General features: G+C 63.9%; 9 protein-coding genes. 3 read left to right on the top strand and 6 right to left on the bottom strand.

Going from position 1 to position 11,600, the window contains the following annotated elements; genetic code table 11:
• Nucleotides 1–8 precede the first annotated feature (8 nt).
• Nucleotides 9–467 (bottom strand): hypothetical protein, encoded by a 459-nt coding sequence (locus tag NOV72_RS15450; protein ID WP_106855542.1) that lies wholly within the window; start codon nucleotides 465–467, stop codon nucleotides 9–11.
• A 184-nt stretch (nucleotides 468–651) separates the two neighbouring features.
• Between NOV72_RS15450 and NOV72_RS15445 the strand changes: the two genes are divergently transcribed.
• The gene (locus NOV72_RS15445; RefSeq protein WP_106855472.1) at nucleotides 652–942 is read left to right on the top strand and encodes a hypothetical protein; all 291 of its coding nucleotides are present in this window, start codon (nucleotides 652–654) and stop codon (nucleotides 940–942) included.
• Nucleotides 943–958: 16 nt separating this feature from the next.
• Here the strand turns inward: NOV72_RS15445 and NOV72_RS15440 are convergent, their stop codons facing one another.
• From NOV72_RS15440 to NOV72_RS15420, 5 genes are all read right to left on the bottom strand, one after another.
• Entirely contained in the window at nucleotides 959–3,187 is a 2,229-nt protein-coding gene (locus tag NOV72_RS15440; RefSeq protein ID WP_106855471.1) for a polysaccharide biosynthesis tyrosine autokinase, read from the bottom strand.
• An 88-nt stretch (nucleotides 3,188–3,275) separates the two neighbouring features.
• The gene (locus tag NOV72_RS15435; protein WP_106855470.1) at nucleotides 3,276–4,430 is read right to left on the bottom strand and encodes a polysaccharide biosynthesis/export family protein; all 1,155 of its coding nucleotides are present in this window, start codon (nucleotides 4,428–4,430) and stop codon (nucleotides 3,276–3,278) included.
• A 50-nt stretch (nucleotides 4,431–4,480) separates the two neighbouring features.
• Nucleotides 4,481–5,860, bottom strand: coding sequence for an undecaprenyl-phosphate glucose phosphotransferase (locus NOV72_RS15430; RefSeq protein ID WP_106855469.1), 1,380 nt, complete (start codon nucleotides 5,858–5,860; stop codon nucleotides 4,481–4,483).
• A 136-nt stretch (nucleotides 5,861–5,996) separates the two neighbouring features.
• Nucleotides 5,997–7,526 (bottom strand): mannose-1-phosphate guanylyltransferase/mannose-6-phosphate isomerase, encoded by a 1,530-nt coding sequence (locus NOV72_RS15425; protein WP_106855468.1) that lies wholly within the window; start codon nucleotides 7,524–7,526, stop codon nucleotides 5,997–5,999.
• A gap of 142 nt (nucleotides 7,527–7,668) precedes the next feature.
• Nucleotides 7,669–8,667, bottom strand: coding sequence for a GlxA family transcriptional regulator (locus NOV72_RS15420; RefSeq protein WP_106855541.1), 999 nt, complete (start codon nucleotides 8,665–8,667; stop codon nucleotides 7,669–7,671).
• 1,097 nt (nucleotides 8,668–9,764) lie between these two features.
• Here NOV72_RS15420 and NOV72_RS15415 point away from each other — a divergent pair.
• Together NOV72_RS15415 and NOV72_RS15410 are read left to right on the top strand one after the other, a co-directional pair.
• The gene (locus tag NOV72_RS15415) at nucleotides 9,765–10,217 is read left to right on the top strand and encodes a GDP-mannose mannosyl hydrolase (protein ID WP_106855467.1); all 453 of its coding nucleotides are present in this window, start codon (nucleotides 9,765–9,767) and stop codon (nucleotides 10,215–10,217) included.
• A gap of 289 nt (nucleotides 10,218–10,506) precedes the next feature.
• Nucleotides 10,507–11,565, top strand: coding sequence for a GlxA family transcriptional regulator (locus NOV72_RS15410; RefSeq protein ID WP_106855466.1), 1,059 nt, complete (start codon nucleotides 10,507–10,509; stop codon nucleotides 11,563–11,565).
• Nucleotides 11,566–11,600 lie beyond the last annotated feature (35 nt).

The following is an 11,600-nucleotide window of genomic DNA, read 5'->3' as shown; positions in this document are numbered from 1 at the left end:
CGCTCGCTTCACTGCGCGGGCAGATGCTTCCTCAGATACGGCGCGAAGCCGTTCTGCACGGAGATGATCTTCGTCGCGCAGTCGTCGAAATCGGAGCCGCGCGCGCGTTCGTCGCCATACATGTCTTTGCATTGCGCGAAGAGCGAGATCGTCGCGCCGTTGCCGTTCGCGACGCGCGTCGCCGAGAACACCGGCTTGCCTGAACCCGACGGAACATCGGTTTCGATGGCGGCATCGTCGGCGCGGGTCAGGCGTTCCTTCGAATTCTGCTCGACGTAGGTCTTCGTCAGTTTCCAGGCCGCATCGCACTGCGCGGTGTCGCGGCACGCGACGGTCGCATTGCGCTGCGCGGTATCGAGCGAATCCTGCGAGAGCAGGAACGTGCGCTCCTTCTGCTGCTCCTTCTCGACGGACGAGCAGGCGGTGAGGACAACCGAAGCGAATGCAAGAACGATGAGCTTTTTCACGGACGGACAGCCTAAAAACCAGGTCGGACGGCGATTATAACGACGCCCGCTTTCGTCGCGCGTAAAACGCCGCGGCATCGCGTGCGGGACGGCGCAGATGGCCGCTCGTGCATGATTTTTGGCGTGAGCGGGTCACTGCGCGCAATATCCTGTTCAGATGCACCCGACAAGCCCGGAGGAGACGATGAAACATCAGCTAGGCGCGGCGCTTCTGTCGCTGGCCATGACTGCGGCCGCGCATGCCGGCGACCTTACCGACGCATCGTCGACCGACAAACTGCTTGCGCAGCAGAACGGATATGTGGGAAATCCCGCGGGCGGTGCGCGGCTGCGTCCGAGCGGACACAAGGCCGACGCCCGCGCGATGATGGCGCCGAAAAGCGCGGCGGCGGCGCTCTATCCGGCGCCGCCGGGCCTGAACCCGCCGGCGCCGACCGCTGCGCGCTCGCGCGACATCTACAAGTCGCCGTATTGAAAGCCCGGCGGCTTTTTTACTCCGCGATGCTTTCGTAGCCGTAGTAACCGGCGTACGTGTTGCCCATCAACACCTTGGATTGCGGAACATCGGTGAGCAGCACGCCCTTCATGTGCACGCCGCCGTGATACAGGCGCTTCATCGTCTCTCCGATCTCCTGCACCTGATTCTTGCCGTGCCGCACGACGAGCAGGCTCGTGCCCGCATGCCTTCCGATCACCGTCGCGTCGGTCACGGCGAGCACCGGCGGCGTATCGATGACGACGAGATCGTAGTGCTGCTTCAGCTCGGCGAGCATTTCACCGAAGCGGTCGCTTGCGAGAAGCTCCGCCGGATGAGACGGCAGCGAGCCCTTCGGGATGAGATCGACGCCGGGCAGCACGTCGTGAAGGATCGTGTCCAGCACGTCGGCGCCCATCAGCACCTCGGAAAGGCCGGGCGAATGGCGCACGCCGAAGTGCGAATGAATGTCGCCGCGGCGCATGTCGGCGTCGATCAGCAGCACGCGCTTTCTCGTCGAAGCGACGAGCGTCGCGAGATTCGCCGACAGGAACGACTTGCCCGCTTCCGGACGCGAACCGGTCAGCATGACGACGTTGTTGCGCGCGTCGGAAAGCTGCAGTTGCAGCGAAGTGCGCAGGCTGCGGATGCCTTCGACCGCCGCATCTTCCGGCGCTTGAGCGGCGAGCACGTGCAGCCCTTCGCGGCGCATCCCGACCTGACGTTGCAGACGAAGCTGCTGCGTGCTGCGCGGCACGATCGCGAAGACGCGCGTGCCCAGTTGGCGTTCGATGTCTTCCGGCCGCTCGACGCCGCCATACAGCGCCTTGCGGATGAACGCGACGACGATGCCGAGCACGAGCCCGATGGCCGCCGAGATCAGGATCACGAGCGCGCGCCTCGGACGCACGGGATCGTCGGGGACTTGCGCGAGATCGACGATGCGCACGTTGCTCACCTGCCCCGCCTTCGCGATGCGCAGTTGCTGCGTGCTGTTCAGCAGGTTCGTGTAGAGCTCGCTACTCGAGCGCACGTCGCGCATGTAGCGCAGCGCGGTCTGCTCGGTATCGGGCAGCGTCGATACGTTCTTGCCGAGGCGCGTCTGCGCGGCGGTGAGCGCGGCGATCTGTGCATCGAGCGCCTGCACCGACGGGTGATTCGCCGTGAAGCGCAGCGAAAGCTCCGCGCGCTGTTGTTGCAGGTCCGTGAGCTTCGTCTTGTTATCGACGACCTGTTGCAGCAAAAGACGGCTTTCCTCGGAGAGATCCACCGAGCCCTGCTTGTTGCGAAATGAGCTGTAGCGCTGCTCGGCTTCGTCGAGCTGCTTCTTCACGGCCGGCAGTTGCTGCTCCAGAAACGCGAGCGTATGTTCGGCTTCGGCCGAGCGCTTCTGCGTGTCCTGCTGCACATAGCGATTCGCGATGTTATTGACGATCGCCGCAATTTGCTTCGGATTACTACCTTCCAGCGATACGCCGATAATGCCCGATTGCAGCGCGGTCTCCGCCACGGTGAGCCGCTTTTGCAAGCGATCGATGGTCGAGAGCGTCGAGAAGCGTTGCAGGTCGAACTGCACGCCCGGCTGGCCGACGAGCTTGTCCACCTTGAGCGTGACGAGACCTTGCGGCGTCATGGCCGACGCTTCCTGTCCGACGTGGCCGGTGAGAATGCCGAGACCGTCGGGGTCTTTCAGCATGTAGGTGCCGCGTTCGGCGGCGACGAGCGTGAACTTCCTGTCGTAGAGCGCTTTCGGCGTGTCGAAGAGCGGCACGTCGATCGCTTCGTCGCCCCAGGCGAAGCGCGACAGATATCCCGGCGGAACCGGCCTGTTCAGCATCGAAAACACGTTGCCGACGAGCTTGCCGACGACCGGCAACGTACGCGGCGACGCGTTGATGTCGAGATGCAGGCGCCGCACCGTATCGTCGATGACGAGGCGCGAGCGCAGGAGTTCGATCTGCGCGGCGGTCACGGACTTCGTGTCGGTCAACTGCGGAACGACCGCCTGCACCGCGTTGGCGCCGGCGGTCGGAGTGTTGGCGCTGGCCTCGTCCACCTGGATCATCGCGTCCGCTCTGAAGGTTGGCGGCGCAAGGTAGGCGTAGAGGGTTCCGAGCGCGACCACGGCGAGCGTGACGAGCGTCACGAGCTTCCAGTTGCGCATCACCGCGGCCAGATAATCGGACAGCCGCAACTCGTCGGCTGTCGATACGTCCGTGTACCGCGTATCAAAGTTCATCGCCATGATCTCGCTCGCTTGTATTTTTTGAGTCGAACAACGATGCTCCGGCGCGCCCCCGCGCGCGCCGGTCAAACACCTGCTTTCAAGCCAGTTACTTCGTCAGCACGGCCGCCGTCAGACCCGCGTTGATCGCCGGCAACAGCAGGTTCAGCACGCGCGAGAAGCGGACCAGCCCGTTGTTGTCCACGTACACGACGTCATGCGGCTGCAGCTCGAAGTTGTTCGCGAGCAGCATCGACACCGGCGAGCGAGCGTCGAGCTTGTAGACCTCCGGGTTGTCCGTCTGGCCGTTGCGGATCACGTACAGCTCGCGCGGGTCCGACGTTTCCGGATTGAAGCTGCCCGCCTGCGAAATCGCGTCCGACAGCGTGAGCTTGCCGTTGCGCATCGGAATCACGGTGGCGGGCTTGGTCACTTCACCCATCACGTAGACGCCGTTTTCGTCGCGCGAATCGACACGCAGCGCATCGCCCGGACGGAGCATGATGTCCGACGGGCTGCGGCCCTTCGCCGTCATGCCGGCCATGTTGATGTTGTACGTGACGCCATCGCGGATGAGCGTCACGCGGCTCTGGTCCGCCGTCGTCGCGAAGCCGCCCGCGCGGCCGATCGCCTCGGTGAGCGTCATCGGAATGTCGTTGATCTGCTGCGAGCCCGGCGTGCGCACGTCGCCGTCGATATACACCTGCGACGCACGGAACGACGCGACGCGCACCGTCACCTGCGGCTTCACGAAAACCTTCGAGAGTTCCGAATACAGCTCGCGCTGAACCTGCGTCTCGGTCTTGCCCGCGACGTGCAGCGAACGCGTCACGTACGGGAATTGCAGATTGCCGTCCGCATCGACGACGAAGCCCGGCGCGGCATCCGACGTGCGCGTCTGGTTCGCCGGCTGGCCGAGCGCCGCGACGAGTTCGGGGTGATCCCACACCGTGATCTGCAGCACGTCGCCGACGCCCAGCTTGTACGGCGCCGGCTTGCCGTAGAGCGACGCGTTCGGATCGGTCGCCGCGGAAGGCTGCGTGGTGCGCATCTTCTTCACGAGCGCGGCGTCGATCGTCGTGATCGGAATGTTGGTCGTGGTGGCCGGATCGCCTTGATCGTTCGACGTCTCGACGAGCGCGGCCGGCTTTTCCATGTGCATGCCCGGCGCGAGCCCGCAACCCGTCAGGATCACGGAGATGGAAGCTGCCGCAGCCAGGCTCGTGAGGCGGAAGATACGCGACACGTTGGTGTTGGCGGCCATGGAGGTGGTGCCCGGTTGTTGTTGGTTGTGCATAATGGTCGTCCCCTGCATCAGTAAGCGTTGGTGTGGCGTAGTCCCTTGAAGATCGTTGCGGCGATGATTCTCATATCGAGTCCGAACGACCAGTTACCCAGGTAGTACAAATCGTGAGCGACGCGTCCTTCCATCTTTTCGATCCGATCCGTTTCTCCACGAAAACCGTTGACCTGAGCCCAGCCGGTGATGCCCGGCTTGATCCGGTAACGATGGATGTACCCCGATACGACCTTCTGATACAGGTCGTCATGTTCGAGCGCGTGTGGACGCGGGCCCACGACCGACATGTCGCCACGCAGAACGTTGAAGAACTGCGGTAGCTCATCGAGGCTGGTGCGGCGCAGGAACGCTCCGACTCGGGTCACGCGCGGATCGTCGCGCGTGGCCTGGCGAAGCACTCCGGCCTGTTCCGTGTGCATGCGCATCGAACGGAACTTGTAGATGGTGAAGACGCGGCCATCCGCGCCCTTGCGGCGTTGCCGGAAGAACACGGGCCCGCGCGAAGTGAGCTTGATCGCGAGCGCGATACAGATCAGCGCCGGCGAAACGGCGATGATCGCGCCGAGCGCGAACACGCGGTCGAAGAGTTCCTTCTGCAACTGCGCGGACGCCGACAGCGGCGACGCGACGAGATTGATCGCCGGCTGACCGAGCAGATCGGTCACGCCGCTTTCGAAGAGCGCGAGGCTGCGCACGTCGGGAATGAAGCGCACGTTGAGCAGATCGTCGCGGAATTCGTTCACGAAGCGCAGGATCGTGCGCTCTTCGGAAAGCGGCAACGCGAGCCAGACCTCGTGAACGTTCTGCGTGCGCACGAAGCTCACGAAGGCGTCGAAGTCGTCGTACACGGGCACGCGCGTGTTGAGCCGCGCCTTCGACGGCGCCGCGTTGAACGCCGCGCGCATGCGAAAGCCCGAGTCCTTCGAGCGCTCGATCTTGCGCAGGATCGCATCGCAATGTCGGCCGCAACCGGCGATCGCCACTTGCTGCAGGTTCAGGCCGGCGTGGCGCATGTGCGCGAGGATCGCGTGCGTGATGAGACGCCCGGCGATCATGAGGCCGCCGGACATCGCGGTCCAGTAGGCGAACCAGAGGCGCGACACGTAGTCGAGCCGATGCAGCGAGAACATCAGCGCGAGCGCGCAGCCCTGCACGACGAGCCAGCCGAGCGAGACCTGACAGGCAAGCTGGAGCTTGCTGCGGCCGCGCCACGACTGATAGACGCCGAAGCCCGGAAAGAGTGCAAGCGAGAACGCCGCCGCGAACGCGACGAACGCCACCGAATAGGCATGAGCCTCGATGTACTCGAACCTGATTTGCGACGCCACTGCCGCACCGCCGACGATCATCACGACGTCGAACAGGCGCGCGAGCAATCCCTGTAAATCGCGCATGTTTTTTTCCCCGAACGCAATCAGCCCTTTACCGCACGCTTCAGTCTCCTCCTCGCGTTAGCCCGTCTTTTTCGAATGAAAGCGGTTGCAAAGAAGTCAGTTGCCACAAACCGTCATGCCGTTGCCCTGCAAGCGCTCAATGACGCCCGTAGGTGTCGTCGAAGCGCACGATGTCGTCTTCGCCGAGATAACTGCCCGACTGCACCTCGATGATCTCGAGCGGCACCTTGCCCGGGTTCTCCAGGCGGTGCCGCACGCCGAGCGGAATGAACGTCGATTCGTTTTCGCTCAAAAGGAACTGCTCTTCGCCGCGCGTGACGAGCGCCGTGCCGCACACGACGACCCAGTGCTCCGCGCGATGGTGATGCATCTGCAGCGACAGCTTCGAGCCCGGCGACACCACGATGCGCTTCACCTGGAAACGCTCGCCATGCTCGATCGAATCGTAGAAACCCCACGGACGGCGCACCTTGCGATGCGCGTCCGCTTCGGGCGCATGCTGCTCGCGGATGCGCGCAACGAGCCCCTTGATGTCCTGCACGCGCGAACGGTCCGCGACGAGCACGGCGTCGTCCGTCTCGACGACGATCACGTTGGTCGTGCCGACGCACGCGACGAGCCGTCCGCCTTCGGAGCGTGCATAGCTCGACGTCGCGCCTTCGAACACGACGCGGCCGCTCGCGACGTTGCCGGACTCGTCCTTGTCCATCGCGTCCCACACGGCGTCCCACGAGCCGAGATCCGACCAGCCCGCGACGAGCGGCACGACGATGCCGTCGCACGGCTTGCTCGGCGTGCCGATGTGCTCCATCACGGCATAATCGATCGAATCCGACGGCGCGCGGCCGAATTGCGCGGCCTCCGGGCGGAAGAACTTGCCGTCGTCGGCGCCTTCGTTCGCGGCGGCCGAGCAGGCCGCGTGCATGTCGGCGTTGAGCTGCTTCAGCGCCGCGAGCCACACGCTCGCGCGCACGATGAAGATGCCGCTGTTCCACCAGTACGTGCCTGCCGCAACGTATTGCGCAGCGAGTTCGGCGGCCGGCTTCTCGACGAAACGGTCGATCTCGTGCGCGCCGTCGCCGAGCGCGCCGCCCAGACGGATGTAGCCGAAGCCGGTGTCGGGGCGCGTCGGCGGAATGCCGAGCGTCGCGATCACGCCGCGTTCCGCGTGTTCCGCCGCGATCGCGATCGCGCGATGCAGCGCGGGAATGTCGGCGATGGAGTGATCCGCCGGCATCGCGACCATGATCGCGTCCTCGCCGTCCTTCACCGCCGCGAGCGCCGCGAGCGTGAGCGCGGGCGCGGTGTCGCGGCGCGCCGGCTCGACGATGATGCGCGCGGCCACGCCGCTCTCGCGCGTCTGCTCTTCCGTCGTGAAACGATGCTCCTCGCCGCACACGATGATCGGCTCGCCATCCACCTTGAAGTCGCCCGCAAAGTCTTTCAGCCGCGCCACCGTCGCCTGCAACAACGAGTCATGACCGATGACGCCGATCAGTTGCTTCGGGAACTGTTCACGCGACATCGGCCACAGGCGCGTGCCCGAGCCGCCGGCGAGGATCACGGGGACGAGGCGGCGGCACGGCCCGGCCAACCTGGCCGGGCCCGCCTCCACACCTGCTGCTCCCTGCTCCACTCCACCTTTCGTGCGTGCTTCATTCGTCATAGAGGACTCCTGCCTGCAATTCTTTCGAACGCTGTTGCCGTCCGGGAAATGATTAAGTGCCGGACCGATCAGGTCCGGCCAAAGGTCCGACGTTTTACGCCATAGTCGGCGCCACAGCGGCCCACGTCACACTTCGCGCGGGTCAGCCGTTCGCCTCGCGCCTGCTCTGCATCCGGTACTCCGTCGGCGAGATCAGCAGACGCTTGCGGAAAATCTTCGCGAGCCGGTCGCCGTTGCCCATGCCGCTTCTGCGCGCGATCTTGTCGACCGGCAATTCCGAATCCGTCAGAAGCGCGCAGGTCACGGCGAGGCGCGCCTGCAGCAAATAATCGGATGGCGTGATGCCCATCTCGATCTTGAAGCGGCGCAAAAAGTTGCGCTCGCTCATCGCGGCCACCTGCGCCGCATCGACGACCGAAATCGGCCGTTCGCAGTTGTCCTGCAACCAGCGCGCCGCCGCGCGGATCTTGTCGCCCGCGGACGCCGCGCCGCTGTCGCCGAGAATCGACACGAGTTTCGCGGCGGAGCCGGGCATCAGGCGCTCGGCCACGCTGCGCGACACGTCGATGCCCAGATCGCGCTTCACGATCAGAAGCGCGCCCTTCATGGACTCGTAGCGGTCGCCCCCGTCGCCCTGCTGCTCGTCGCGCACGAGATGCATCGCGTTGCCGAGGCGCGCCTGCGCGTCCTGCGACTGGCCGATGCCGGCGGCGTCGAGCACCTTGCGGCCTTCGGAGATCCCGCGCACGACCGCCGTCTTCGTCTGCACGCGGCGCAGCCATTCGATGATGCGATCGTCCTTCGCGGCATCGTCGGCGCCGCGGCCGCCCGCGACGAAAAGCGCGTCGAAGCCGCCGTAGTGGCGCGCGTCCAGTCCGTCCGTCCATACGCGCACCGACGACGAGCACGCCACGTTGCCGCCCTCGACGGACAGAAAACGCACGTCGTAGCTGCAGTCCGGCCGCGACTTCGCCGACGCGAACTCGTTCGCCATGTGGAAAACCTCTGCGACGATTCCCGCGCCGAGCAGGGAAAAACCGTCGAACAGCAGGATCGCGATCTGGCGGACCTCGGTCTGCGAGGCTTTCGTCGTCGGAGGGGTCCACCCCATGACGGCGGGTTCTAGCGTGGCGTAAGGCATGGTCATCCTCTGCAGCTTTGCATCCTGGAAGGCGCGGAGAGTTTCTCGGCCATTGCGGCGCATCAATGGACTTTCCCGAACTTCGCCGGGTTGCCGTGACCGATTGGAACGAAGTGTTGGCGGAATCGATCCGCTGGTTTGAATAATAAGCAGACAATCTTTTTTGCGCTGTAGATTTTCGCGCTTAAACCACAGAATCTGTTCCGATGTGAGGGTGAGCGCACATTGAAATCCCTCCCCAATTCAGGATAGCCGTTTTCAAAGCGGAGATAAGAGAAATTTATTTGTCATACAAACCTGGTTCGACTGTGTTAGTGCAAATCGAATGCCGTGCCGCCAGATCGGACATTCACCCGCCCGCGGCGCCCCGCGCGGCGGTCCCGCACGGTCCAAGGGAGCCTCGCTGGTTATGTCAGATCAAATAAATTGATTCAAATTTGAAACATCGAACGATGCAAAAGCGGACGTTCGTATCCGTTAAATCGGAAAAATTTGGGTTTGCAGTTACATTTGGGAACCGGCTGTAATCGGCATTCCGGCAATCGATTTAAAAGTTCGATTAGATCGTTCGTTATATCGCGCTGATTTTCAGTTAATCCGATTTCAGGCAATCGCGCCATTTTCAATTAACCGATTCTGATTTTATTCAAGGACATAATGCGATATTTTCATATGAGGTTAATTGCTGTGCCGCAATATGCGATGCGCGGCGCCCAACCCGCGTGCGCGCGGGAGATGGCGACTGTCCCGGTCCGCCATCGATTAGTCATTTTGCGGCGGCGCACGCTGTGACACTAATTGTCGAATTGACCAAACGGACTATTGCATTCTTCGGTCGAATGCCGGCCATTTCGCGCGCACGTTCGCAATTTTCGTCGCGATGATTTTCTCGCGCGGGACGGACTTCCAAACCGGTCAAGTTTGCCGTCGATGCGGCGGCATGTGACGGCCGAGGTTGTCAGCCTTGCTTGTTTCAGTCGTGAGAATCGGCGTGCGCCGACCTTCGGACAATGCACCTCGGCGCGTGGCCGCGCGCACGGTCATGCGATGACGCAGGCGGCATCGTTTGCGTTGCCGATGGCCAACACGGAGCAACGATGCTGAGCAACGCGGATTTTCTGACGGTCGTGCGGCTCGCGCCGCTCGTGGCGATCGACCTGATCGTCACCGACGGCAACCGGCGCATTCTCGTGGGACATCGGCGCAACCGGCCGGCGCAGGGCACGTGGTTCGTGCCGGGCGGACGCATCACCAAGAACGAATCGCTCGACGCCGCGTTCAGGCGCGTTGTGCATAACGAGCTCGGCGTCGCGAGCGCGCAGCGATCGGCCTCGCGTTTCTTCGGCGTGTACGAGCATCTGTACGACGACAACTTCGCGGGCGCCGAGGACATCGGCACGCATTACATCGTGCTCGCCTACGCGATGACGCTGAGCGGCAAAGTGCCGATCGGCCGCTTCGATCAGCACAGCGACTATCGATGGCTCCTGCCCGACGAATTGCTCGCCCGCGACGACGTGCACGAGAACACCAAAGCCTATTTCCGCTGATCCGCGCAAAAACGGGCGCGGATTGGACAAACGGCGCGCGATCGCCGCAGTTTCTGTCGAAGACACATCGCCCGATTTCATCGGAAGACGGGGCGCGCGTGAGCCTCTTGCTCGCGTACCGAGATCATCTGCCAACAGTTCGTCAATTTCGGACTCGGGGCGCGGCGACTGTCGGGCGCCGCGTATAGTTCGAGCCATGTAAGCTCACTTTCCCGCTACTTGCGTTCCTTCATGGACCGGCCCGGAAAAGGCGCGACAACGCCCGCCGGTCCGCACAGGGGAGAAGTCGATGGTGTACGCCAATGGTTCGGGAAGGCTTCAGGTCGTGCGCGACGTTGCGTCCGACACGCCGCCCGCCGATATGGCCAGCGCGGCAAAACGGATCGGCATTCTGATCTTCGAGGACTTTTCGCTCGTCGAAGTCAGTTCGATCTCCGAGGTCTTCTCGGTCGCGAATCAGGTTCGCTTGCCCGCCGACGCCGGCGAGCACGCCGAAGCGCCGAACTATTCGCTGCGGTTTCTATCGAGTGAAGGCGGCAGCGTGGCGAGCACGTGCTCGATGCGCATCTGGACGGAAGGGCTCGAAACGCGCTGGATGAACGAGTGCGACGCGCTCTTCATCGCCGGCGGCGTGGGCGCGCGTCATGCACGCAACGACGCCGTGCTGAGAAAGCGGCTCGGCCGCGTCGCGCCGAAGATTCCGTTCATCAAGGCGATCGGCGAAGGCGCGCACATTCTCGCCGCGGCCAATCTCGGCGTGCAAAACCGCTCGCTCGATTTCAGCGAGGAGTCCGGGCAGCGCGCGCAAGCGTCCGCGTTGGCGAACCCGCTTTTCATCGCCGAGCAAACGCTCACGCTCGACGATCCGAAAGGACCGATCGCGGCGGCGCTGTCGATCATCAAGCGCGATCACGGCGCGGCGCTCGCGCGTGAAGTCTCGGAGCGCTCGATTCCCGGCGCGTGGCAAAGACTCGCCACCGTGCTCGACGACACCGAAACCGGCGGCGTGCGCCAGAAGATCGACGCGGCCGCGCGCTGGATTCGCGAGAACTACGTGCGGCAGATTTCGATCACCGACGCCGCACGCGTCGCGGCGATGAGCGAGCGCAATTTCCTGCGCCGCTTCAAGGCGCAGATCGGGCTGACGCCGTCGGAGTATCTGTTGCGCGCGCGGCTCGACGCGAGCTGCATGTTGCTCGCCGCGACCGATCTCCCTGTCGACAAGATCGCGCGGCGTTGCGGCGCGGGCAGCGGCGATGGCCTCGCGAAGATTTTCCGCAAGCGGCTGTCGATATCGCCGACCGAATACCGGATGGCCGGCCGCCGAAAGCTGGGCGACACGTCATAGCGGGATCGAAAAAGCCCGCGAGACCTATAACGGAC

Source organism: Caballeronia novacaledonica (assembly GCF_900258035.1).
GTDB lineage: Bacteria > Pseudomonadota > Gammaproteobacteria > Burkholderiales > Burkholderiaceae > Caballeronia > Caballeronia novacaledonica.
Note: the sequence above shows the minus strand (reverse complement) of the source record. Positions and strands in the feature narration are given on the sequence as shown.